The sequence below is a fragment of the Agromyces indicus genome (genome assembly GCF_031432295.1).
Lineage (GTDB): Bacteria > Actinomycetota > Actinomycetes > Actinomycetales > Microbacteriaceae > Agromyces > Agromyces indicus.
Genome location: NZ_JAVKGS010000001.1, coordinates 799,846 through 822,658, shown reverse-complemented (window position 1 = coordinate 822,658; position 22,813 = coordinate 799,846). Strand labels below are relative to the sequence as shown.

Sequence of the window (22,813 nt, the reverse complement as noted above, 5' to 3'; positions counted from 1 at the left end):
CGTCAGGAGGGCGCGACCGGGACCTCGGGCCGCTCGGCCTGCTGGCGGTACAGCGACGCGTACACGCCGCCCGCGTCGATGAGTTCCGCATGCGTGCCGCGCTCCGCGATGCGCCCCGCGACGATCACGAAGATCACGTCGGCCCCCACCACGGTCGACAGCCGGTGCGCGATCGCGATCGTCGTGCGCCCGCGCGATGCATCGTCGAGCGCCTGCTGCACGACCCGCTCGCTGATCGTGTCGAGCGCGCTCGTCGCCTCGTCGAGCACGAGCACGGCCGGGTCCTTGAGCAGCACGCGCGCGATCGCGATGCGCTGCTTCTCGCCACCCGAGAGCCGGTAGCCGCGCTCCCCCACCACGGTGTCGTACCCCTCGGGGAACGACGCGATCGTCTCGTGGATGTTCGCCGCGCGGGCCGCCGCCTCGAGCTCCGCGTCCGTGGCATCCGGCTTGGCGTACCGCAGGTTCTCGGCGATCGACGCGTGGAACAGGTACGTCTCCTGGCTCACGATCCCGATGTGCGACATGAGCGAGACCTGCGACAGGTCGCGCACGTCGACCCCGGCGAAGCGCACCGCGCCGCTCGACGCCTCGTACAGCCGCGGCACCAGGTACGACACCGTCGTCTTGCCCGCCCCGCTCGGACCCACGAACGCCGCGAACTGGCCGGGCTCGATCTCGAACGACACGTCGTCGAGCGTGGGCCGCTGGTCGTCGTCCGCGTCGGGGTACCGGAACGAGACGTGGTCGAACTCGATGCGGCCGAGCAGCGGCCGGCCCGCGGCATCCGTGCCCGTCGGCACCTCGCGCGCGTCGGGCCGGTCGGTGATCGCCGGCTTCAGGTCGAGGTACTCGAAGATGCGCGCGAACAGCGCGCTCGAGGTCTGCAGGTCGAGCGCGACGCGCATGAGGCCCATGAGCGGGAAGAGCAGGCGTGCTTGCACCGTGGTGAACGCGACGATCGTGCCCGCCGTGATGTCGGCGCCGCCCGTGATGAGCCAGCCGGCGACGAGGTACACGATCGCCGGGATCGACGACATGAAGATCGACACCATCGCGAAGAACCACTGGCCCGACATCTGCTGGCGGACCTGCAGCGAGATCTGGTTGCGGTTCTCGTCGGCGTACCGGTCGATCTCGCTCGCCTGCCGGGTGAAGCTCTTCGAGAGCAGGATGCCGCTCACCGACAGCGTCTCCTGCGTGATCGCGGTCATCTCCGACAGCGACTCCTGCGTCTTCGCCGCGATGCGCGCCCGCACCTGCCCCACCCGCCGCTGCGCGATGACCATGAACGGCATGAGCACGAGCGCGATGAGCGTGAGCTGCCAGTTGAGCAGCAGCATCGCCACGAACGCCGAGATCACCGTGACCGTGTTGCCGAGCACGCTCGACACCGTGTTGGTGAGCACGGATGCCACGCCGCCGACGTCGTTCTGCAGGCGCGACTGGATGACGCCCGTCTTCGTGCGCGTGAAGAAGCTGAGCTCCATCGACTGGAGGTGGCTGAACAGGCGCACGCGCATCGCACCCATGACCTTGTTGCCGATGGTCGCGGTCAGGTACGTCTGCCACACGCCGAGGAGCGCAGAGACCAGGAAGACGGCGATCATCGCGCCCACGATCCACGCGAGCGCCTCGAGGTTCGGCGGGGCGATCCCGCCCGCGCCATCCGTCGGGAACAGCGCGTCGTCGAACGCGCGCTGGGTCAGCAGCGGCGGGATGACGCTGAGCGCCGCGCCGACCAGCACGAGCACGACCGTGACCGTGAGGGCCGCCTTGTGCGGGGCGAAGAGCTCGACGATGCGACGGAACAGGTGCGGGATCTTCGGCGCCGCCGCGTTCTCGGCGCGCTGCGCCTCCTCGTCGGCGCTCGAGATGCGCCCCCGCGGGCCGGGACCGCGACCCGGCCTCCCGCCCGAGCCCCCCGCTCCCCCGCCGTGCATGCTCATGGATTCACCCTAAGCGGCGCCTCCGGCACGCCGGCCGGGACGGGCCGCCCCCAAGCGGGGTGTTCGCCGAGGGCGTGCGCGCCGCTCAGCTCGCGGTGATCGCCTTGTCGCGCGCAGCCGGAACGAGGATCGAGGCGACCTCCTCGAGGCGCGGGTCTCGCTCGCGCCCGTCCTCCACCACGCCGCGGTGCCACGTCATCGCGAGGCCGTCGGGTTCGTCGCGCAGGAGCGCCAGGTTGTTGTCGAACCACGGCCCCTCGACGGTCCGCCACTGGAACGGCGGATCCGGGACCTTCGCCGAGCGCGCGACGAGCGCACCGACCGGGGTCGCCACCCCGTAGGAGGTGACCACCGTGAACCAGCGCAGCACGCGCGGCAGCGGATTGCGCACGGGCGAGCAGACCGCCTGCACGATGCGGCTGCCGCCGTCGCGCTCGACCTCGGCGAGGTAGGAGTAGTGCACGTCGCCGGACAGGAAGGTGACGCTCTCGGGCGCCGGGCCGCGTTCGCCGTCGGCCAGCTCGATGATCATGCGCGCGACCGCCTGGAAGCTGTTCTGCCACGCCGCCCAGTGCTCCAGGTCGACCGCCTGACGCAGCCGCTCGCCGATCCACGCCGCCGGGCGGCCCCACGCGCCCTGCGAGATCGCCTCGTCCCAGGCCTCGACGTGGTGCAGTCCCATCGGCAGCAGGTACGGCAGCGAGGTGGCCACGAGCACGTGACGGATGCCGCCGCGCAGGCGTTCGTCGAACCACTCCAGCTCCGGCGGGTCGACCAGTCCGCGCGCGTCCGGTCGCAGGTCGCGGGCCGCGCGCGAGTCGACCACGACGAGGCGGATGTCGTCGAAGTCGCGGCTGTAGCTGAACCGGTACGTCGTCGGGTCGGCGTCGACGCGCTCCGCGAACTCGTCGACCGCCTGCGTGAGATCGAGCTCGGCATCGCCGTCGTGCGACGCCACGCGCTGCCACAGCGGGTCGGTCGCGCGCTCCTCGGGCGACAGGTTGCCGAGGTGCTGGTAGACCCAGTACGACCCGAGCCCCGCGACGATGCGCCCGTGCCACCACGAGGTGGCCTCCATCTTGCGCTTCCAGTCGAGCGACGCGTTCCAGTCGTCGCGCACGTCGTGGTCGTCGAAGATCATCGCGCTCGGCACCGTCGACAGCAGCCACCGGTTCGCGTCATCCGACCAGGCCAGCCGGTAGAGGTGCGCGTACTCCTCGTAGTCCTTGAGCTCCTTGCCGGGCGGCTCGCGGAGGCTGCGACGCGCACGGATGAACTCCTGCATCTCCTTCGACGTCGAGTCGGCGTACACCTGGTCGCCGAGGAAGAGCACGAGGTCCGGCCGCGGCTGCTCGTCGGCGGCGAGCGAGAGGGCGAAGGCGCGCAGCGCATCGACGCCGTGCGTCCGGTTGCCCGAACGGTCGTGGGGCACGCTCGTGCGGCACGAGCCGAACGCCATCCGCAGGGGGCGACCGGGCTCGCGCGTCGCGATCACCGGCGGTGGTCGGTCGGATCCTTGCTCGGGCCACACCGTCGCCCCGTCGAACCGGACCTCGTACGCCAGCTCGGAGCCGGCCTCGAGTCCGTCGACCTCGACGAGGGCGTAGTGGTGCCCGTGTACCGCGAACGTGCGCGCCGACCACGAGCGGCCGCCCGCGTGCACCGCGACCACGCCGCCCGCGCGCGTCTCGACCCAGATGCTCGCGGATCGCTCGTCGACGTACCGGAGCATCGGTCCCAACAGGAGCGGGGAGCTCGCCATGGTCCTGTTCTACCCTGCGCGATGCGTCGTGACCATGGGTTGCGCCGGCTCGATCGACGGCGAAGGGGCGGGTGCCGAAGCACCCGCCCCTCCGAGGCGTCCGAGCGGATGCCGCGGCATCCGCTCGCCCGTCAGCCCTTCGTCGAGCCCGCCAGCAGGCCGCGCACGAAGTAGCGCTGCAAGCTGAAGAACACGATGAGCGGAACCACCAGCGACACGAACGCCGCCGCCGTGAGGCGTTGCCACTCCTGGCCGCGACTGCCGACCAGCTCCGCCAATCGCTGGGTCAGCGGGGCGGTGTCGGCCGTGCCGTCGGTGAAGACGAGCGCGACCAGCAGGTCGTTCCACACCCACAGGAACTGGAAGATCGCGAACGACGCGATCGCCGGAAGCGCCAGCGGCAGCACGACCCGGAAGAAGATCTGCGAATGGCTCGCGCCGTCGACGCGCGCCGCCTCGATGACCTCGCCCGGGATCTCCGAGATGAAGTTGTGCAGCAGGAAGATCGCCAGCGGCAGCGCGAACACGGTGTGTGCGATCCACACCGGGAGGAAGCTGTCGTCGGGCAGGATCGGGATGACCTCGTTGACCTGCCGCTGCCACGGGAGGATCGTCGCCGAGAAGATCTGGAGCAGCGGGATGAGCGCCATCTGCAGCGGGACGATCTGCAACGCGAACACCAGGACGAACAGCGCCGCCGAACCCTTGAACTTGATCCACGCGAACGCGTACGCGGCCATCGATGCGATCACGAGCGGGAAGATCGTGGCCGGGATGGCGATGACGAGCGAGTTCACGAAGTACGACCCGAGCTGTGGCGCCGACCCGGACGCCGAGAACAGCACCTCCTGGTAGTTCTCGAGCGTGAAGCCCGGGTTCTCGAAGATCGTCCACCACCCGGTGGTCTTGATCAGCGGCTCCGGGCGGAACGACGAGATGAACAGGCCGAACGTCGGGATCGTCCAGAGGACCGCGATGATCAGCGCCACGACCGTCGCGGTGCGCGAGGTGAGTCGGCGCTTGACGCGCGCGGCCTTCGGCTCGCGCATGACGTCGACTTCGAGTTCCCCCTTGCCGCCTGCGACCGGGAGGTCGGCGGGTGCGACGCTGCTCATCGGATCTCCCTCTGCTTCCTCAGGATGTTGACGTTGTAGATGACGATCGGCAGGACCATGAGGAAGAGGATCACGGCGAGCGCCGCGCCGCGTCCGGCCTCGTTGGCGCGGAACGCCTGCGTGTACATCTCGTTCGCGACGACCGAGGTCTCGAAGTTGCCCGCCGTCATCGTCCGGACGATGTCGAAGACCTTCAGTGTCGCGATCGAGATCGTCGTGACGACGACCACGAGCGAACCGCGGATCGAGGGGATCGTGACGTTGGTGAACCGCTGCCACGCGTTCGTGCCGTCGAGCTCGGCCGCCTCGATCTGCTCGGTCGGCACGCCCTTGATGGCGGCCGACAGGACGACCATCGCGAATCCGGTCTGCACCCAGATCATCACGACGATCAGGAAGAAGGTGTTCATCGGCGCTTCCTGCAACCAGCGCACGGGTTCACCGCCGAGCCCGGTCACGATCGCGTTCAGGAGGCCGATCTGCTCCTGGTTCGGTCCGCGGTACTCGTACACGAACCGCCAGATCACGCCGGCGCCCACGAAGGAGATCGCCATCGGCATGAACACGAGCGACTTGTAGACCCGCTCGCCACGGGCCTTGTCGATGAACACGGCGTAGGCCAGGCCGATCGCCGTCGACAGCAGCGGCACGAGGATCACCCAGATGACCGAGTTGCGGATCGAGATGAGGCCCGCGGGCTGGGTGAAGGCCCAGACGAAGTTGTCGAGGCCGATGAACTCACCCGCGCGATTCGCGAACGCGAGGGTGGTGGTCCGGATGGCGGGGTAGATGAGGCCGAAGCCCAGCAGCAACGCGGTCGGGAGCAGGAACCCCGCCAGTTGCCAGTAGTCGCGTCCGCGCTTGGGCGCGCGGTCGACGAAGAAGAGGATCAGCCCGATGATCGCGGCGAAGACGGCGACACCCAGGATCACCACGAAGATCTTGCCGATGAGGTCGGCGGTCGTCATTGCACTCCCTCCTCGTTGAGGAAAAGGGGGCCGCGCGATGGTCGCGCGACCCCCCGTTGGTTGATGGTAGGACCCGAATGGGCTCGGTGGCTACTGCGGCCAGCTCGCTTCGATCTGGTCCACCACCGTCTGGGTGTCGGTGCCGCTGATCCAGTCGACGATTCCCGCCCAGAACGAGGCGGAACCGACCGCACCGGGCATGAGGTCCGAACCGTCGAACCGGAACGTCGTGTTCTCGTCCTGCAGGATGGCGTACGCCTCGCGCAGCAGGTCGCTCGACAGGTTCTCGGGGTCGACACCGCTGTTGGCGCTGATGACGCCGCCCTCGGAGACGCGGTTGTTGGCCCACAGCGGGGTCGACAGGTACGTCTGGAACGCCTGGACGGCCTCGCCGTCGGTGAACGCGCCGACGATCTCGCCACCACCGGTCACGTCCGAGGCGCCCGCCTCGGTGCCCGGGGTGATGAACGCCCAGATGTCGCCGTCCTCGGCCACGGTCGTACCTTCGGGCCAGAGCCCCTCGTAGAACGTCGCCTGGTGGTGCATCGCGCACTGGCCGTCGAGGATGGTCCAGCCGCCCTCGTTGAAGGTGATGTCGTTGATCGAGCGGACGTCGCCGTAGCCGCCGTTCACGTAGTCCTCGTTCTTGAGGATCTCACCGGCGGCATCGAACGCCTCGACGATGCGCGGGTCGTTGAACGCGATCTCGTGGTTCACCCACTGGTCGTAGACGTCGGGACCGTGCAGTCGGAGCACCATGTCCTCGACCCAGTCCGTGCCGGGCCAGCCGGTGGCCTCACCCGAGCTGAAGCCCGCGCACCACGGCTTGTCGACCGCGCCTGAGCCCGCGATCTCCTCGGTCAGGGCCATGAGGTCGTCGAGCGTCTCCGGCTGCTCCCAGCCGTTCTCCTCGAACATCGAGGGCGAATACCAGACGAAGCCCTTGACGCTCGCCATGAGCGGCGCGCCGAGGAAGGTGCCGTCGACGGTGCCGAAGCCCTTCCAGTCCTCCGACCAGTACTCGTCGACGTTCGCCTCGACCTCGGCGGGAGGAGCGACGAGGTCGTCGGCGAAGGTGCCGAAGAGGCCGGGCTGCGGGAAGATCGCGAGATCGGGAGCGTTGTCGCCGTCGACGAGCACGCGGACCTGCGTCTCGAACTCCTGCGTGCCCTGGTAGGTGACGTCGACGCCGGTGCAGGTCTCGAAGTCGGCCCACGAGGCCTCGAGGCGTTCCGCCTCGACCTCCACGATGGTGCCGTAGACGCTCACCTCTTCGCCGTCGAACGTGCCGTACTCCTCGTAGTCGCTGCAGTCGGTGTCTGCCGCGTCCTCTGCCGCGATGTCGCCCGTGCAGGCCGTCAGGGTCAGCCCGAGGGTCGCCGCCGCTGCGATCGGAACGATCCAGCGACGATGCCGAATGGAACTCATCTCTCATCTCCTCGTCGAGTGGTGCGAGTCGGTGCAGGGCGGAACCGGGAACCGGTTCCAGCGACAACGCTAGGCGAGGATGGAGAAGGCGGCAAGAGCCGCGCCGGTCACGATCCGGTGACGGGTCCGCGCGATGGGAACGGTTCCACATCGGCTCGATTTCGGCGTACACTCCGATTCGCAGGCCCGATGGAGGGAGGCGAGGATGGCCGCGATCACCGACGTGGCCCGTCTCGCCGGGGTCTCGAAGTCCACGGCGTCGCGAGCGCTCTCCGGCCACGGATACGTCTCCGAGGCGACCCGCCGCCGGGTGACGGCCGCCGCTGCCGAGATCGGCTACATCGCCTCACCCAACGCGGCGAGCCTCGTGACCGGCCGGACGAAGAACGTCGGCATCGTCATCCCGTTCGTGAACCGGTGGTTCTTCGGCGAGGTGCTGGAAGGCGCCGAGCGGGCACTGCTGGCCGCGGGCTACGACCTCACGCTCTACAACCTCGCGCTCGAGGGCCCCGAACGCGACCGCGTGTTCGACTTCTTCCTCGCGCGCAAGCGCGTGGACGCGGTCATCGCCGTCGGCGTCGACCTCGACCAGCGCGAGGTCGACGTCATCGGGCTGCGCGGCAAGCCCATCGTGGTGCTCGGCGGCGACGCTCCGGGAGCACCGCGCCTCGCGGTGGACGATCGCGCGGCCGGACGCCTCGCGACCGAGCACCTCATCCAGCTCGGCCACACGCGCATCGCCCACCTCGCGGGCGCGGCCCCGGGGTCCGCGGCACGCAGCGTGCAGCGCCTGCGCAGCGAGGGCTTCCTCGACGCGATGCGCGCCGCCGGCCTCGAGCCCGCGGGCGTCGACGGCGGCGTCCTCGAGGCCGAGATGACCCTGCCGGGCGGCTACTCGGCGGGGCTGCAGCTGCTGGGTCATCCCGCTGCGCGCCCCACGGCCGTGTTCGCGGCATCCGATGAGATCGCGTTCGGCGTGATGCGCGCGGCCGAGCGACTCGGCATCGCGGTGCCCTCGGCGCTGTCGGTCATCGGCTTCGACGGCCACGAGTACGCCGAGCTGTTCGGCCTGACGACGGTCGAGCAGTACCCCGAGGACCAGGGCCGCATCGCCGTCGAGGAGGTCATGCGGGCGCTCGGCGAGAGCCCGTCCGGCGACGAGCGCGGCTGGGCCGATCGCCCGCTCGCGACCCGGCTCGTGGTGCGCAGCAGCACCACCGCTCCCCCGCGGTGACGGATGCCGAGGCATCCGCTGCCCGCAGACGACGGATGCCCCGTGGTCGCATGGACCACGGGGCATCCGTTCGTTTCAGGTGACGCAGGTCACCTCAAGCTGCGGACCCGCTGACGCGGGCGCGGATTACTTGAGGGTGACGGTCGCGCCGGCCTCCTCGAGCGAGGCCTTCGCCTTGTCGGCGGTCTCCTTGTTCGCGCCCTCGAGCACGGCCTTCGGAGCACCGTCGACGACGGCCTTCGCCTCGCCGAGGCCGAGCGAGGTGAGCTCGCGGACGACCTTGATGACCTGGATCTTCTTGTCGCCGGCAGCCTCGAGGATGACGTCGAACGAGTCCTTCTCCTCGACCTCCTCGGCAGCGGCGCCGCCGCCGGCGGCAGCGGGGCCGGCAACGGCGACGGGGGCGGCCGCGGTGACCTCGAAGGTCTCCTCGAACGCCTTGACGAACTCCGAGAGCTCGATGAGGGTCAGGCCCTTGAACTGCTCGAGCAGCTCCTCAGTGGACAGCTTCGCCATGATTTCTTCTCCTTGGATTCTCTGGTTACTCACCGCTTGAGAGGCTCGCGCCTACGCAGCGGACTCCTGCTTCTCACGCAGCGCGTCGACCGTGCGAACGGCCTTCGAGAGCGGTGCGTTGAACAGATATGCGGCTCCGAACAGCGAGGCCTTGAAGGCGCCGGCGAGCTTCGCCAGGAGCACTTCGCGGGACTCGAGGTCGGCGAGCTTGCCTACCTCTTCGGCGGTCAGGGGCTTGCCATCGAAATAGCCGCCCTTGACCACGAGGAGAGGGTTCGCCTTGGCGAAGTCGCGCAGCGCCTTCGCGACGGCGACCGGGTCGCCGTGCACGAACGCGATCGCGGACGGACCGGCGAGCTCGTCGTCGAACGACGAGATGCCGGCGTTGTTCGCCGCGATCTTGGTCAGCGTGTTCTTCACCACGGCGTAGCTCGCGTCCCCACTGATGGACTTGCGCAGCGTCTTGAGCTGGGCAACAGTGAGGCCGCGGTATTCGGTCAGCAGAACGGCGGTCGAGCTCTCGAACAGGTTCGTGAGTTCGGCAACCGCGGCTTCCTTGTTCGCCATGGCCACTCCTTGTGTCTTCAACGTGCATCGCGGTGGCGGTGCACGGCCTCGGAGCGCTGGCCGGTTCTCACGAACACGGGCCGGAAATGGAACGAGCTCCGGCGCAGACGCGCGGAGCTCGATTCGGGAAACCCGGAAAGTCTTCGTCACACCTGCGCGGGCCCCTGCATTCGCAGAGCTTCGGTCGGCCCGTCTTGCGACGCGCACGACGACCAGCGGTCTTCGGCTCCGACAAGGGTAACGGATGCCGCGGGCGCCGCCAAATCGACGCAACCGGGCGCCGTGGGAATAGTTGACCGAGGTCCACCGGTTCTCTATAGTTGACCTTTGTCAATCAGATCAGGAGCCCCATGACCGACGCCGCCCGCACCGCCCCGCCACGCACCGACTCCGGCATGACCCACCGCGAGGTGCTCACCGCCCTCTCCGGGCTGCTCCTCGGCATGTTCGTGTCCATGCTCGCGTCGACGGTGGTCGGCAGCTCGCTGCCGGTCATCATCAGCGACCTCGAGGGCGACCAGTCGGCGTTCACGTGGGTCGTCACCGCGACGCTCCTCGCGACGACGGTGTCGACGCCCGTCTGGGGCAAGCTCGCCGACCTGTTCGACCGCAAGCTGCTGCTGCAGCTCGCGCTCGTGGTCTTCGTGGTCGCGTCGGCGGTGGCCGGTTTCTCGCAGGACACCGGCACCCTCATCACCATGCGCGTCCTCCAGGGGCTCGGCGCCGGCGGCCTCGCCGCCCTCAGCCAGATCGTGATGGCCGACATCATCAGCCCGCGCGAGCGCGGGCGGTACGCGGGGCTCTTCGGCGCCGTCATGGCCGTCGCGACCGTGGGCGGCCCGCTGCTCGGCGGCGTCATCACCGACGGCATCGGCTGGCGCTGGAACTTCTTCGTCGGCCTGCCCATCGCCGTCGTCGCGCTCGTGCTCCTGCAGCGCACGCTCCACCTGCCCAAGCGCCCCAGGACGAAGGTGTCGATCGACTACGCCGGCATCGTCCTGATCTCCTCCGGCGTCTCGCTCCTGCTGCTCTGGGTCACCTTCGCCGGGAACGACTTCGAGTGGATCTCGTGGGCGACGCTCGCGATGGTCGGCGGCGCCGTCATCCTGCTGGCGATCGCCGTGGTCGTCGAGCTGCGCGCGGCCGAGCCGCTCATCCCGCTCGGCCTCTTCCGCAACCGCACGTTCACGCTCTCGGTCGTCGCGTCGGTGTCAGTGGGCGTCGCGATGTTCGGCACGGCCGTCTTCCTCAGCCAGTACATGCAGCTCGCCCGGGGCGCGACGCCCACCGAGTCGGGCCTGCTCACCATCCCGATGATGGCGGGCGTGCTCATCGCCTCCACCGTGATCGGCGCGCTCGTGAGCCGCGGCGGCAAGTGGAAGGCGTTCATGGTGACCGGCGGCATGCTCCTCATCACGGGCAGCGTCGGCCTCTCGCAGCTGCACTACGACACGCCCTTCTGGTACGTCGGCATCTCGATGTTCGTGCTCGGCGCGGGCGTCGGCATGCTCATGCAGAACCTCGTGCTGGTCGTGCAGAACACGGCCGAGGTGCGCCACCTCGGCGTCGCGACGAGCGCCGTCACGTTCTTCCGAAGCCTCGGCGGCACGGTCGGCGTGGCCGTCATGGGCTCGATCCTCGGCACGGTGGTCGCCGACCGCATCCGCGAGGGCGTCGGCGCGCTCGAGCCCGAGCAGCAGCTCGAGGCCGCACGCACCCTCGGCGAGGGCACCATCCCGCAGATCGCCGCCCTGCCCGACTTCCTCCGCATCGTGGTCGAGTCGGCCTACGGCACGGGCGTCGGCACCGTCTTCCTCGCCGCCGTGCCCCTCGCGATCGTGACGCTCATCGCCGTGGCCTTCCTGCCGAACGTCGACCTCGGCACGCAGAACGCCATCCAGCGCGCGAAGGCCGAGCACGGGCCGGATGCCGCTGCCGGGCGCGAGCGGGAGCTCGAGGATGCGGAGGATGCCGCGATCGACACGGCCACGGCATCCGTCGCCCTCACGCCCGTCGGCCTCGCGCACGACCCCGCCGTCGACGGCGCCGGCCGTCCCGCCGGGCGGACCGGGCAATAGGATCGGCCGCATGCCCGCCACCCCCGCGGCCGACCCCCGCTCGGCCACCGACGAGGAGATCGCGTCGGTCGAGGAGCAGCTGCGCCTGCTCTTCGTCCGCGTGCGCGCGGTGTGGAAGGAGGCCGCGGCCGCCGTCCACCCCGACCTGCAGCCCGTCGGGTACAAGATCCTCTCCGCGGTGGTGCGGCGCGGCGCGATGAACGCCGGCGCCGTCGCCGAGGCGCTCGAGATCGACAAGAGCGTCGTCAGCCGCCAGCTCAAGCAGCTCGAGGCGCTGGGTCTCGCGACGAGCGTCCCGGACCCGAAGGACGGCCGGGCACGCATCATCCAGCCCACACCCGTCGCCGTCGAGCGCGTCGGGCAGCGCAGCTCGCGCATGCAGCAGCAGCTGTACGCCAAGCTGCGGACCTGGTCCGCCGACGACGTCGAGCAACTCGCTCGCCTGCTCGCCCGCCTCGGCGGCGACGTGCTCGGCGAGCGCGAGGCTCAGGACCCCGCCGCATCCTGAGCCCCGCGTCCAGCGACCCCTGAGGCGCCGCGCCGTCGGCGAGTCGATGTCGAATGCACCGCTCGGTCGCGCGAGCGGTGCAGTTCGCATCAACTGGCGCTCTGCGGAGCGGGGGTGCGGGCGCGGGTGCGGCGGGGGTCAGTCGACGGGGAGCTGGACCGCGAACTCGGTGCGGCCGGGCTCGCTGTCGACCGCGACCGTGCCGCGGTGCGCCTCGACGACCGCGCGCACGATGGCGAGGCCGAGGCCCGTGCTGCCCGCGCGACGGGAGCGCGACGCGTCCCCGCGGGCGAAGCGCTCGAACAGGGTCGCCCGCACGTCCGGGCCGATGCCCGGACCGTCGTCGGTCACGGTGACGCGGACCCGGTCGCCTGCGGCATCCGTCGACGGCACCGGCTGCAGGCGCACGACGACCTTCGTGCCCTCGGGCGTGTGCACGCGGGCGTTCGCGAGCAGGTTCGCGAGCACCTGGTGCAGTCGCGACGCGTCGCCCGCGACGGTCACGGGCTCGGCGGGGACGGCCACGCGCCAGTCGTGGTCGGGTCCGGCGACCTGCGCGTCGCCCACGGCGTCGACCACGAGCTGTCGCAGGTCGACGGGATCGCGGCGCAGCTCGCGGCCCTCGTCGAGCCGTGCGAGGAGGAGGAGGTCCTCGACGAGCTCGGTCATCCGCAGCGACTCGGACTCGATGCGCCCGATCGCGTGCACGACGTCGGGCGGCAGCTCACCGCCGTGCATGCGGGTGAGCTCGGCGTAGCCGCGGATCGAGGCGAGCGGGGTGCGCAGCTCGTGGCTCGCGTCGGCGACGAAGCGTCGCACCTTCCGCTCCGACTGCTCGCGGGCCGACAGGGCGGATGACACGTGGCCCAGCATCCGGTTGAAGGAGGTCGCGAGGCGGCCGACCTCGGTCCGCTCGTCGTCGACGGGCACCTGCTCCGGCAGTTCGACGTCACCCCGCGCGAGCGGCAGTTCGGAGACGGCCGTGGCGGTCTCGGTGACGCGGTCGAGGGGCTGGAGCGCGCGGCGCACCGTGACGGCGCCGAGCGCGAGCGCGCCCGCGAGCCCGGCGAGCGCGACGATCCCGATCGTGATGCCGAGCTGCGCCGTGGTCGCGTTGACCTCGTCGAGCGGCAGCGCCACCACGAAGGAGTACCCGCCGTTGGTGGGCGCGGCGATCGCGCGGTAGTCGCCGAGTCCCTCGAGTTCGACCGTGCGCGGTTCGCGGTCGACGGGCACGGCGGCGAGGGTGCGCAGCGCGTCCGGCGACGGCTGGACGAGCTCGCCCTCCTCGTCGATCGTGCTCGACGCGAAGATCGTCCGGTCGACGACGAGGGCGGCGACGGTGCCCACGGGCTGGCCGGGGATCCGCAGCAGCACCTCGGCGCCCTCGGGCGGGATCGGCAGCGGTCCGCCCGGGTCGTCGAGCGCGCGTCCGGCGCGGTCGGTGGCCTGCTCGAGTGCGGCGTCGAGGCGGGCGACGAGCTGGTTGTGCAGCACCGCGACGCTGACGAGGCCCACGATGGCGCTGACGAGCACGACGAGCGCCGCCACCACGATGAGCAGCCGGCGGCGCAGGGTCTTCGGCGCGGGACGCCCGGCCGCGGCATCCGTCACCCCGGCCGCCTCGGCCCGCCCGGCCGCGGCGCGCCGGGCCGCGGCCGCGTGGCCGGGGTCGCCGGGATTCGTCACGTCGCGGCCTTGAGCATGTAGCCGGCGCCGCGCACCGTGTGGATCATCGGCTCACGGCCCGCGTCGATCTTCTTGCGGAGGTAGGAGATGTAGAGCTCCACCACGGTCTCGCGACCGCCGAAGTCGTAGCTCCAGACGCGGTCGAGGATCTGCGCCTTCGACAGCACGCGCCGCGGATTGCGCATGAGGAAGCGGAGCAGCTCGAACTCGGTCGCGGTGAGCTCGATGGGCGTGCCGCCGCGCTCGACCTCGTACGAGTCCTCGTCGAGGGTGAGGTCGCCGACGCGCAGCACCGGATCCTTCGCCTGGGCGAGCGTCAGCGTCGAACGGCGGATCAGCCCGCGCAGGCGGGCCACGACCTCCTCGAGGCTGAATGGCTTGGTGACGTAGTCGTCGCCGCCCGCCGTGAGGCCGGCGATGCGGTCGTCGAGGGAGTCCTTCGCCGTGAGGAACAGGACGGGCGTCTCGGTGCCGTCGGCGCGAACCCGTTGCAGCACCTCGAGGCCGTCGATGTCGGGCAGCATGATGTCGAGCACGATCGCGTCGGGACGGAACTCGCGCGCCACGCGCACGGCGCCGAAGCCGTCGGACGCGGTGCGCACCTCCCAGCCCTCGTAGCGGAGGGCCATCTTCAGCAGGTCGGTGAGCGAGTGCTCGTCGTCGACGACCAGCACGCGCACGGGGCTGCCGTCGGCCTTCGCGATCTGCGGGCGCTGGCCCGCGCCGGGGGCGGTGGTCGACTGGCTCATGGTTCCGAGTATGCGCGCGTTCCTGTGCGCTTCCTATGACGCGAGCGGATGCCGCCTGTGATCCCGCCATGTGACCAAGGTCGGGTGCCGCCCGGGCGCGACGGCGTACGGTTCCGGTGAGGGGCGGTGACGCGATGGGGTTCCTCGGGCGGACGACCACCGCCGCGGCGACGGCGGCGGCCGTGCTGCTGCTTGCCGGCTGCGCGACCGGCGGCGGCCCCGCTCCCTCGACGTCGGCGCCGCCCACCGGGTCGCCGTCGGCCACCTCGACCACCGAGCCCGCGCCGACGCCCCCGGGACCCGACGCGACCCCCGCACCGCTCACGCTGTACCTCGTCCGCGTCGGCGACGACGGGGCGTCGGGCGAGCCGATCGGCTGCGGCGACAGCCTGGTGGCCGTGCCGACCGGGCCCATCACGACCGACGACCCGCTGCGTGCGAGCATCACCCGGCTGCTGCAGACGCCCGAGGGCGAGACCGTGGACACCGGGCTGTACACGGCCGTGCCCGGCGGTTCGCTCGACTACGTCGACGGCCGCCTCGAGGCCGACGGGACCGTGACGGTCGAGCTCACGGGTCGGCCGCTGCTGCGCGGCGTCTGCGACGACCCGAGGTTCGAAGCACAGCTCGAGCGCACCGCCACGACGGCCACCGGGGCGTCCGAGGCGCACATCCTCATCGACGGGGTGCCCCTCGAGGAGTACCTGCGACTCGACTGAGGTCGGCATAGCCGACGCAGGGGCGACGCATCGCCGGACCACAGCGGGCGTGCCTAGCGTCCGGAGTGAGCCCGCCGACCGGCGGGTGCACGCCGACCTCGAGGACCCCACCATGTTCTTCACCTACCTCCGGCGCGAGCTCGCCGGGCGTCGCAGGCAGACCGCGATCGTCGCGGCCGGCATGGCGCTCGCGATCGCCCTGGTCATGATCGTCAACGCCGTCTCGACGGGCGTGCGCGACGCGCAGGCCGCCGCGCTCGAGTCCGTCTACGGCGTCGGAACCGACCTCACCGTGTCGCAGGCGCCGACGGCGCCCGGCGACGGCGAGGGCCCGCCCGGCGTCCGCTTCGAGTTCGGGCAGGAGGATGGCGCGACGGCCGAGGACGGCAGCACCACGGAGCTCAGCAACTCCATCCTCACGCCCGGCCCCGGCTCGTCGACGTTCGACGCCTCGACGCTCGGGACCGCCCGGTCGGTCGACGGCGTGGCCGCGGCATCCGCGACGCTCAGCCTCACGAACGTCGCCTTCGACGGCGAGCTGCCCGCGCCCGCCGGCGGTGCCGACGGCGACGTGGCGCTGCCCGCGCCCGGGGACGGCGGCGGCTTCGCCGGCGGCGCGTTCGACGTGTCGAGCACGACCGTGACCGGCGTGGACCCGGCCGCCGATGCCGTCGGCCCGCTCAGCGCGGTGGAGGTCGTCGACGGTCGCGGCCTCGACGCCGACGACGCCGGACAGGCGGTCGCCGTGCTCGACGCCGACCACGCCACGAGCGAGGGGCTCGCCGTGGGCGACACGATCGACCTCGGCGGCACCGAGTTCGAGGTCATCGGCACGGTCGCGTCGACCTCGGCGGATGCGACGACCGCATCGAACGCCTACATCCCGCTCGACGTCGCGCAGGAGGTGTCGGGCCTCGAGGATCAGGTCTCCGACATCGCGGTGCAGGCGGAGTCGGCGTCGATGATCGGCTCGGTGAAGGCCGACCTCGAAGCGGCCCTGCCCGACCAGCAGGTCAGCACGCAGGAGGACCTCGCGGCCACCGTGTCGGGCTCGCTCGGCACCGCGTCGCAGCTCGTCTCGAACCTCGGCCTGTGGCTGTCGGTCGCGGTACTCGCGGCGGCGTTCCTCATCGCGATCCTGTTCACGATCCAGGGGGTCACCCGGCGCACGCGCGAGTTCGGCACGCTCAAGGCGATCGGCTGGTCCAACCGCCGCATCACCGGCCAGGTCGCGGGCGAATCGCTCGTGCAGGGCCTCATGGGCGGCGCGGCCGGCCTCGTGCTCGGCTTCATCGGCATCGCCGTCGTCAACGCGATCGCGCCGACGCTCGCCACCACGTCGGCACCCGGTGCCGCGGCCGACGGACCCGCCGGCTTCGGCGGCGGCAACCCGTTCGACGCGATGCAGGCGTCGACCGAGGTGGTGCTCACCGCACCCGTGACCGCCGCCGTCGTCGCCCTCGCCGTGGGCCTGGCCGTGCTCGGCGGCCTCCTCGCCGGCGCGATCGGCGGATGGCGCGCGAGCCTGCTCCGCCCGGCCGAGGCGCTTCGCAGCGTCGCCTGAACGGATGCCGCCGGCATCCGCTCGACCACCCACCACCGCACCACGGAAGGACCCACCCATGTACACCCTCGAGAACGTCTCCAAGACCTACCGGCAGAAGGAGCGCACGGTCGCCGCGCTGACGGACGTGAACCTGACGATCCCGCGCGGGCAGCTCGTCGCCGTCCAGGGCCCGACGGGCGGCGGCAAGTCGACGCTGCTGCAGTTGCTCGGCGCGCTCGACCGGCCGACATCGGGACGCGTCGCGCTCGGCGAGTCCGACCTGTCGACCATGCCCGATGCGAAGCTCGGCGACGTGCGGGCGAGGGAGATCGGCTTCGTGTTCCAGGGCTTCAACCTGATCCCCACGCTCACCGCGCTCGAGAACGTCGAGACGGCGCTCGACCCGCTCGGCGTCCCGGCCGAGGAGCGCCGCCGCCGCGCGACCGCCGCACTCGAGTCGGTCGGGCTCGGCGACCGGGCGCATCACGTGCCCGGCGAACTGTCGGGCGGCCAGCAGCAGCGCGTCGCGATCGCTCGCGCGCTCGTGAAGGAGCCCGAGGTGCTGCTCGCCGACGAGCCGACGGGCAACCTCGACGAGCAGACCCGCGACGAGATCATGGACCTGCTCGAGGGCCTCTGGCGCGACCGCGGCCTCACGCTCGTGATCGTCACCCACGACTCTGCCGTGGCCCGGCGCGCCGAACGGCGCCTGCACCTGAAGCAGGGCACCGTCACCGAGCGCCGGTAGCCGTCGCCGAGCGGTCGTAGACTCGGCCCCACGGAACCGGCGGCACGGGCGGGAGGCGCATGGACGCGACGACGACGAGGCCCGACGCGCCGGTGGACGAGGTCGCCGCGGGCGAGCGGTACCTGCTCATCGCCGACATCTCCGGCTTCACCGGGTTCATGGCGAGCGTCGAGGAGGCGCACGGCGTCGACTTCAGCGGCGGGATCCCGACGGCCTACTCGCTGCTCGGGGCCCTGCTCGACAGCGTCGCGACCGGCGTCGAGCCCGACTTCCAGCTCGTGAAGCTCGAGGGCGACGCGGTGTTCGCGTGCGCGCCGGCTGCCGCCCTCGACGGCAGGGGCGATGCCGTCGTCGAGCGGCTGCAGCAGATGTACGAGCGCTTCCGCAGGGCGCGGACGAACGCGACACCGGGACCGGAGCACGACTGCACGGCCTGTCCCAACGTCGCGTACCTCGACCTCAAGGTGATCCTGCACCGCGGGATGTGCGTCCGGCAGTCCGTCGGAACCGGGAGCGACCTGCTCGGACCGGCGGTCACGGTCGCGCACCGCCTGCTCAAGAACGCCATCCGCGAGCGCGTCGGATCCCAGCCCTACCTCTTCGTGACCGATGCGGCGGCGAGCGGCCTCGGTCTCACGCCCGGCGGGCTCCCCCACCGCGAGCAGTACCCGGACGCGGGCGAGGTGAGCGGGACCGTCCTCGACCTGCGGGCGGCCGGCGCCGAGACGTAGCGCCGAGCCGCCCCGCAGGTCGCGGCATCCGCTCGCCTACTGGTTCGAGAACGCCGCGTCGAACGACGCGGTCGGGCGCGGCCAGATGAGCGAGCGCACGAACTCGAGCGCCCGCGGGCCGCCGTGCAGGCGGTCCATGCCGGCGTCCTCCCACTCCACCGAGATCGGGCCGGTGTAGCCGATGGCGTCGAGCGCACGGAACGCGTCCTCCCACGGCACGTCGCCGTGGCCGGTCGACACGAAGTCCCAGCCGCGTCGCGGGTCGCCCCACGGCAGGTGCGAACCGAGGATGCCGGAGCGGCTGTTGGCCGTGCGGATGCGGGTGTCCTTGCAGTCGACGTGGTAGATCCGGTCCTGGAAGTCCCAGATGAAGCCGACCGGGTCGACGCCCTGCCACATCATGTGGCTCGGGTCCCAGTTGAACCCGAACGCCGGGCGGCGTTCGATGGCCTCGAGGGTGCGCACGCTCGTCCAGTGGTCGTACGCGATCTCCGACGGGTGCACCTCGTGCGCGAACCGCACGCCCTCGTCGTCGAACACGTCGAGGATCGGGTTCCACCGGTTCGCGAAGTCCTCGTAGCCGGCGTCGATGACCGACGCGGGCACGGGCGGGAACATCGCCACGTACTGCCAGATCTTCGACCCCGTGAAGCCGACGACGGTGTCGACGCCGAGCTTCCGCGCCACGCGCGCCGTGCGCTTCATGTCCTCGGCGGCCCGCTGCCGCACGCCCTCGGCGTCGCCGTCGCCCCAGGTGTAGGGGCGCACGATCGCCTGGTGGCGGAAGTCGATCGGGTCGTCGCACACCGCCTGGCCCGTGAGGTGGTTCGAGATCGCGTAGACCTTCAGGTCGTAGCGCTTCAGGAGCTCGAGCTTCTCCTTCAGGTAGCCGGGCTCCTCGTCGGCGAGCTTCGTGTCGAGGTGGTCGCCGCCGATGCCGATCTCGAGGCCGTCGTAGCCCCACTCGGAGGCCAGGCGCGCGACCTCCTCGAACGGCAGGTCGGCCCACTGGCCGGTGAACAGGGTGACGGGGTGCGTGGAGGCGGGCGAGTCGGTCATGCTCGGATCCTTTCGTGGGGGTCGGACGTGGCGGACGCTCCGAGGCCCTGCCAGTGCAGGACCAGGTCGCGGACGTCGGTGGCGTGGACGCGGTCGCCCGCGCCGTCGAGGAAGCGGGGGTCGGAGGCGAGCAGCAGCGGGGTGTCGGCCGCCGAGTCGGGCAGTCGCCCGTGCGTGCCGCGCACGCACGACGGGTCGAGGGGCACGGTGCTCATCGCGTAGCGGAGGCCGAGCGCCTTGCGGGCGAGGTTGCCGGCCGCCTTGGCCTTCGCGAGCCGGTCGGCGGGGTCGAAGAACAGCTCCGCGGGGTCGTAGCCGGGCTTGCGGTGGATGTCGACGCCGCGCGCGTACTCGGGCGCGCGGTCGTCGTCGAGCCAGAAGTAGTAGGTGAACCAGGCCCCGGGCTCGGCGACCGCGACGAGCTCGCCCGAGCGGGCGTGGTCGAGCCCGTACCGGGCCTGCGCCTCGCGGCCCAGGACCTCGTCGACGCCCGGGAGGCCGCGGAGGATCGCCGCGACGCGAGCCTCGTCGGCCGGGTCCGCGACGTACACGTGCGCGACCTGATGGTCGGCGACGGCGAACGCGCGCGACGTCCATGGGTCGAGCTGCTCGCGGCCGTCCTGCACGTACACCTCGAGCAGGCCCTCGCGGCGCAGTGCCCGGTTGACGTCGACCGGCCGGTCGGCCCGCGCGATGCCGTACTCGGCGAGCGCGACGACCGTGACGTCCTGCGCCTCGGCCTGGTCGAGCAGCGGCGCCATGGCGGCGTCGAGCTCGACGGCGGCGCGACGCCCCTCCGGCGAGTCGGGACCGAAGCGCTGGTGGTCGTAGTCGAGGTGGGGCAGGTACGCCATCGTCAGGTCGGGCGCATCCGGGCGATCGAGCACGCGCCTGGTGGCGTCGACGATCCACTGCGTGGACCGGATCGACGCGGTCGGCCCCCAGTACTGGAACAGGGGGAACTCGCCGAGCTCGTCGCGCAACTCGTCGTGCAGCGCGGGCGGCCGGGCGTAGAAGTCGGGCGACTTCCGCCCGTCGGCGTGGTAGATCGGGCGGGGTGTCACGGTGAGGTCGGTCGTCGCGCCCATGGCGTACCACCAGCCGAGGTTCGCGCTCGTGTAGTCGCCGCCGCGGCGCCGGCGGGCGGTCTCCCAGAGCTTCTCGCCCTCGACCAGGCGGTTGTGCTGGCGCCACAGCAGCACGTCGCCGAGTTCCCGGAAGTACCATCCGTTGCCGACGATGCCGTGGCCCGAGGGCATGCGCCCGGTGAGCACGGACGACTGCACCGAGCAGGTGACGGCCGGCAGCACCGTGCCGAGCTCGGCGCGCGCCCCCGCACGGGCCAGGTGGGTGAGTCGCGGCATGTGCCGCAGGGCGTCGGCGGTGAGGCCGACCACGTCGAGCAGGAGGACCTTCGCGCTCATGCCGGCTGCTCCGCTCGCTCGAGGAGCTCGGCGTTCGCCCACCGGAGCTCGGCCGCGATGCCGTCGACGAGGTCGACCGGCGCCCCCGGGAGCACCGACCACGTGTAGGTCTCGACGTCGAGGTGCACCTGGTCGACGTCCTGCACGGCGCGCACGGCGGCGAGCGCCGTGCGGAGCACGTCGGTCGTCGACGCGAGCGGCGGCTCGGGCACGAGATGCAGCGGCACGTGGAAGTGCACGCGCCACGGCGCCGTCGCGGGCAGTTCCGCGAGTGCCTCGGGCAGGTCGTCGACGCGGATGACGCCACCCGGGGCGTCTTCGCGAACCTGGTGCAGGTAGCGGTCCTCCGCGTAGGCGCCGACGGCCCGGCGCGCGTCGGCGTCGGCCGGGCGCTCGACGTGCAGCGCGGCGGAGGCCTGCACCTTCACGACTCGGATACCGGCGGCGGCGATCCGCTCGACGGCCTCGGCGGGGTCGGCGAACGAGACCGCGAGGTGGCACGTGTCGAGGCACACGCCGACGAGGTCGAGGTCGAGCCGGTCGCGCCGCGCCGCCAGCCACGCCACGACGTCGTCGACGTCGTCGAGGGTGCAGCCCGGCTCGGGCTCGACGGCGAGGCGGATGGTGCGGCCGGTCTCGGCGCGGATCGCGCGCAGCTCCGCCCCGAGCGCCGCGAGCGCCTCGGTCGCCGCGCGGTCGGCCGCGGCGTCCCACCCGTCGCGCCAGCCGAGCGGCAGCGTCGAGATGGAGCCGTCGGCGCCGTCGGGCAGCAGCGCCGCGAGGACGCGGGCGGCGTCGACGGTGTATTCCAGCCGCGCGGGGTCGGTCCAGTCGGGGCGGTAGACGTCGAGCTTCACGACCTCGGCGTGGAACGCCTCGTACGGGAACGCGTTGAGGGTGCGGACCTCGAGCCCCTCGTCGTCGAGCGTGCCGCGGAGTCGCGCGAGCGCCTCCGGCTCGGACGCGAGCCGTGCCGCGAGCGGCGCGGGCAGCCAGAGTCCGACGCCGAGCACCGCGAGGCCCGCCGCGCGGCGCACCGGCCCGGCGGCCTCGCGCAGTTGGCGGATGACGCCGTCGAGGTCCTCGGCCGGGTGCACGTTCGTGCAGTACGACAGGTGCATCAGCGCACCGCCTCGGTCACGGCCGGCACCGTGGCATCCGCCCCACCCCGTCGCACCGAGTTGCCGGAGAACGTCTCGGGCGCGTTGGCGAGCGCGAATCCGGGCAGCGGCGTGAGGTCGAGCCGGCCGCTCTGCGCGAAGAACTCGACCGGGTTCTGCCAGAGCACGCGGTCGACGTCGGCTGCGTCGAAGCCGGCGTCGAGCATGGCCGCGCCGGTCTTCGCCGTGAGGAGCGGGTCGGAGCGGCCCCAGTCGGCCGCCGAGTTCACGAGCACCCGCTCGGTGCCGTACCGCTGCAGGAGCGCCACCATGCGGTGGGGGTCCATCTTCGTGTCGGGGTAGATCGAGAAGCCCATCCAGGCGCCCGACTCCTTCACCATCTCGATCGTCACCTCGTTGAGGTGGTCGAGGACGACGAGGCCCGGCTCGATGCCCGAGTCCGCGACCACCTCGAGCGTTCGGCGGGTGCCGTACTTCTTGTCGCGGTGCGGGGTGTGGACGATGACCGGCAGGCGGTGCTCGACGCCGAGCGCGAGGTGCGCCTCGAGCACCTCGTCCTCCTCGGCGGTCATCGAGTCGTAGCCCGTCTCGCCGATCGCGACGACCGACTCCCGGCGGAGGAATCGCGGCAGTTCCGCGAGCACCTCGCGGCAGCGCGCGTCGTTCGCCTCCTTCGGGTTCAGCGCGACGGCGCAGTGGTGGCGGATGCCGAACTGCGAGGCCCGGAACCGCTCCCAGCCCGTGAGCGCGTCGAAGTAGTCCACGAACGAGCCGACGCTCGTGCGCGGCTGGCCCAGCCAGAACGACGGCTCGACGAGCGCGCGCACGCCGGCGGCGTACATGGCCTCGTAGTCGTCGGTCGTGCGCGAGGACATGTGGATGTGCGGGTCGAAGATGCGCAT

General features: G+C 71.6%; 20 protein-coding genes. 7 read left to right on the top strand and 13 right to left on the bottom strand.

From position 1 onward, the window contains the following. Positions 1-2: 2 nt before the first annotated feature. The 5 genes from RH861_RS03940 to RH861_RS03920 form a co-directional block, all read right to left on the bottom strand. Complete coding sequence (locus RH861_RS03940; protein WP_374760944.1) at positions 3-1,949, bottom strand: ABC transporter ATP-binding protein; 1,947 nt, start codon at positions 1,947-1,949, stop codon at positions 3-5. 85 nt (positions 1,950-2,034) lie between these two features. Continuing rightward, on the bottom strand, positions 2,035-3,711 hold the full coding sequence (locus RH861_RS03935) for an alkaline phosphatase D family protein (protein WP_310519842.1): 1,677 nt from the start codon (positions 3,709-3,711) through the stop codon (positions 2,035-2,037). Positions 3,712-3,842: 131 nt separating this feature from the next. After that, the gene (locus RH861_RS03930) at positions 3,843-4,826 is read right to left on the bottom strand and encodes a carbohydrate ABC transporter permease (RefSeq protein ID WP_310519841.1); all 984 of its coding nucleotides are present in this window, start codon (positions 4,824-4,826) and stop codon (positions 3,843-3,845) included. Continuing rightward, positions 4,823-5,794: a carbohydrate ABC transporter permease gene (locus RH861_RS03925; RefSeq protein WP_310519840.1), complete on the bottom strand. Its 972-nt coding sequence runs from the start codon at positions 5,792-5,794 to the stop codon at positions 4,823-4,825. The genes RH861_RS03930 and RH861_RS03925 overlap by 4 nt, the downstream gene beginning before the upstream one ends. A 90-nt stretch (positions 5,795-5,884) precedes the next feature. Beyond that, positions 5,885-7,222, bottom strand: a complete 1,338-nt coding sequence (locus tag RH861_RS03920; protein WP_310519839.1) for an ABC transporter substrate-binding protein — start codon at positions 7,220-7,222, stop codon at positions 5,885-5,887. Positions 7,223-7,427: 205 nt separating this feature from the next. Between RH861_RS03920 and RH861_RS03915 the strand changes: the two genes are divergently transcribed. After that, positions 7,428-8,456, top strand: a complete 1,029-nt coding sequence (locus tag RH861_RS03915; protein WP_067947899.1) for a LacI family DNA-binding transcriptional regulator — start codon at positions 7,428-7,430, stop codon at positions 8,454-8,456. Positions 8,457-8,582: 126 nt separating this feature from the next. Here the strand turns inward: RH861_RS03915 and rplL are convergent, their stop codons facing one another. Together rplL and rplJ are read right to left on the bottom strand one after the other, a co-directional pair. After that, positions 8,583-8,972 (bottom strand): 50S ribosomal protein L7/L12, encoded by a 390-nt coding sequence (rplL, locus tag RH861_RS03910; protein ID WP_067947898.1) that lies wholly within the window; start codon positions 8,970-8,972, stop codon positions 8,583-8,585. A 51-nt stretch (positions 8,973-9,023) separates the two neighbouring features. Further along, positions 9,024-9,539: a 50S ribosomal protein L10 gene (gene rplJ, locus RH861_RS03905; RefSeq protein WP_067947896.1), complete on the bottom strand. Its 516-nt coding sequence runs from the start codon at positions 9,537-9,539 to the stop codon at positions 9,024-9,026. 350 nt (positions 9,540-9,889) lie between these two features. Between rplJ and RH861_RS03900 the strand changes: the two genes are divergently transcribed. Next, positions 9,890-11,617: a DHA2 family efflux MFS transporter permease subunit gene (locus tag RH861_RS03900; protein WP_310519838.1), complete on the top strand. Its 1,728-nt coding sequence runs from the start codon at positions 9,890-9,892 to the stop codon at positions 11,615-11,617. 10 nt (positions 11,618-11,627) lie between these two features. Beyond that, positions 11,628-12,125, top strand: a complete 498-nt coding sequence (locus RH861_RS03895) for a MarR family winged helix-turn-helix transcriptional regulator (RefSeq protein WP_310519837.1) — start codon at positions 11,628-11,630, stop codon at positions 12,123-12,125. A gap of 138 nt (positions 12,126-12,263) precedes the next feature. Here the strand turns inward: RH861_RS03895 and RH861_RS03890 are convergent, their stop codons facing one another. Continuing rightward, complete coding sequence (locus tag RH861_RS03890; protein ID WP_310519836.1) at positions 12,264-13,814, bottom strand: sensor histidine kinase; 1,551 nt, start codon at positions 13,812-13,814, stop codon at positions 12,264-12,266. Next, on the bottom strand, positions 13,811-14,563 hold the full coding sequence (locus RH861_RS03885) for a response regulator transcription factor (protein WP_248598164.1): 753 nt from the start codon (positions 14,561-14,563) through the stop codon (positions 13,811-13,813). Before RH861_RS03885 ends, RH861_RS03890 begins: the two co-directional genes overlap by 4 nt. A 134-nt stretch (positions 14,564-14,697) precedes the next feature. On the opposite strand from RH861_RS03885, the gene RH861_RS03880 reads away from it, so the two are divergent. The 4 genes from RH861_RS03880 (at position 14,698) to RH861_RS03865 (ending at position 18,307) form a co-directional block, all read left to right on the top strand. Then, a complete protein-coding gene (locus RH861_RS03880; protein ID WP_310519835.1) occupies positions 14,698-15,282 on the top strand; it encodes a GerMN domain-containing protein in 585 nt (194 codons plus the stop codon). 112 nt (positions 15,283-15,394) lie between these two features. After that, positions 15,395-16,846 (top strand): ABC transporter permease, encoded by a 1,452-nt coding sequence (locus RH861_RS03875; RefSeq protein WP_310520277.1) that lies wholly within the window; start codon positions 15,395-15,397, stop codon positions 16,844-16,846. Between the two features lie 58 nt (positions 16,847-16,904). Beyond that, entirely contained in the window at positions 16,905-17,576 is a 672-nt protein-coding gene (locus RH861_RS03870; protein ID WP_310519834.1) for an ABC transporter ATP-binding protein, read from the top strand. Between the two features lie 59 nt (positions 17,577-17,635). Beyond that, positions 17,636-18,307 carry a DUF2652 domain-containing protein gene (locus RH861_RS03865; RefSeq protein ID WP_310519833.1) on the top strand — a complete coding sequence of 224 codons (672 nt, stop codon included), beginning with the start codon at positions 17,636-17,638 and terminating at the stop codon, positions 18,305-18,307. A 36-nt stretch (positions 18,308-18,343) separates the two neighbouring features. Here RH861_RS03865 and RH861_RS03860 read toward each other — a convergent pair whose 3' ends face one another. The 4 genes from RH861_RS03860 to RH861_RS03845 are packed head-to-tail and all read right to left on the bottom strand — an operon-like array spanning position 18,344 to position 22,813. Beyond that, positions 18,344-19,366 carry a sugar phosphate isomerase/epimerase family protein gene (locus RH861_RS03860; protein WP_310519832.1) on the bottom strand — a complete coding sequence of 341 codons (1,023 nt, stop codon included), beginning with the start codon at positions 19,364-19,366 and terminating at the stop codon, positions 18,344-18,346. Then, entirely contained in the window at positions 19,363-20,790 is a 1,428-nt protein-coding gene (locus RH861_RS03855) for an alkaline phosphatase family protein (RefSeq protein ID WP_310519831.1), read from the bottom strand. Before RH861_RS03855 ends, RH861_RS03860 begins: the two co-directional genes overlap by 4 nt. After that, positions 20,787-21,911 (bottom strand): metabolite traffic protein EboE, encoded by a 1,125-nt coding sequence (gene eboE, locus RH861_RS03850; protein ID WP_310519830.1) that lies wholly within the window; start codon positions 21,909-21,911, stop codon positions 20,787-20,789. Before eboE ends, RH861_RS03855 begins: the two co-directional genes overlap by 4 nt. After that, positions 21,911-22,813: a TatD family hydrolase gene (locus RH861_RS03845; protein ID WP_310519829.1), complete on the bottom strand. Its 903-nt coding sequence runs from the start codon at positions 22,811-22,813 to the stop codon at positions 21,911-21,913. Before RH861_RS03845 ends, eboE begins: the two co-directional genes overlap by 1 nt.

Coding starts and splice junctions, on each gene's coding strand:
- RH861_RS03940 (WP_374760944.1), bottom strand. CDS start 1,949: ATGAGCATGCACGGCGGGGGAGCGGGGGGCTCGGGCGGGAGGCCGGGT.
- RH861_RS03935 (WP_310519842.1), bottom strand. CDS start 3,711: ATGGCGAGCTCCCCGCTCCTGTTGGGACCGATGCTCCGGTACGTCGAC.
- RH861_RS03930 (WP_310519841.1), bottom strand. CDS start 4,826: ATGAGCAGCGTCGCACCCGCCGACCTCCCGGTCGCAGGCGGCAAGGGG.
- RH861_RS03925 (WP_310519840.1), bottom strand. CDS start 5,794: ATGACGACCGCCGACCTCATCGGCAAGATCTTCGTGGTGATCCTGGGT.
- RH861_RS03920 (WP_310519839.1), bottom strand. CDS start 7,222: ATGAGTTCCATTCGGCATCGTCGCTGGATCGTTCCGATCGCAGCGGCG.
- RH861_RS03915 (WP_067947899.1), top strand. CDS start 7,428: ATGGCCGCGATCACCGACGTGGCCCGTCTCGCCGGGGTCTCGAAGTCC.
- rplL (WP_067947898.1), bottom strand. CDS start 8,972: ATGGCGAAGCTGTCCACTGAGGAGCTGCTCGAGCAGTTCAAGGGCCTG.
- rplJ (WP_067947896.1), bottom strand. CDS start 9,539: ATGGCGAACAAGGAAGCCGCGGTTGCCGAACTCACGAACCTGTTCGAG.
- RH861_RS03900 (WP_310519838.1), top strand. CDS start 9,890: ATGACCGACGCCGCCCGCACCGCCCCGCCACGCACCGACTCCGGCATG.
- RH861_RS03895 (WP_310519837.1), top strand. CDS start 11,628: ATGCCCGCCACCCCCGCGGCCGACCCCCGCTCGGCCACCGACGAGGAG.
- RH861_RS03885 (WP_248598164.1), bottom strand. CDS start 14,563: ATGAGCCAGTCGACCACCGCCCCCGGCGCGGGCCAGCGCCCGCAGATC.
- RH861_RS03880 (WP_310519835.1), top strand. CDS start 14,698: ATGGGGTTCCTCGGGCGGACGACCACCGCCGCGGCGACGGCGGCGGCC.
- RH861_RS03875 (WP_310520277.1), top strand. CDS start 15,395: ATGTTCTTCACCTACCTCCGGCGCGAGCTCGCCGGGCGTCGCAGGCAG.
- RH861_RS03870 (WP_310519834.1), top strand. CDS start 16,905: ATGTACACCCTCGAGAACGTCTCCAAGACCTACCGGCAGAAGGAGCGC.
- RH861_RS03865 (WP_310519833.1), top strand. CDS start 17,636: ATGGACGCGACGACGACGAGGCCCGACGCGCCGGTGGACGAGGTCGCC.
- RH861_RS03860 (WP_310519832.1), bottom strand. CDS start 19,366: ATGACCGACTCGCCCGCCTCCACGCACCCCGTCACCCTGTTCACCGGC.
- RH861_RS03855 (WP_310519831.1), bottom strand. CDS start 20,790: ATGAGCGCGAAGGTCCTCCTGCTCGACGTGGTCGGCCTCACCGCCGAC.
- eboE (WP_310519830.1), bottom strand. CDS start 21,911: ATGCACCTGTCGTACTGCACGAACGTGCACCCGGCCGAGGACCTCGAC.
- RH861_RS03845 (WP_310519829.1), bottom strand. CDS start 22,813: ATGCGCATCTTCGACCCGCACATCCACATGTCCTCGCGCACGACCGAC.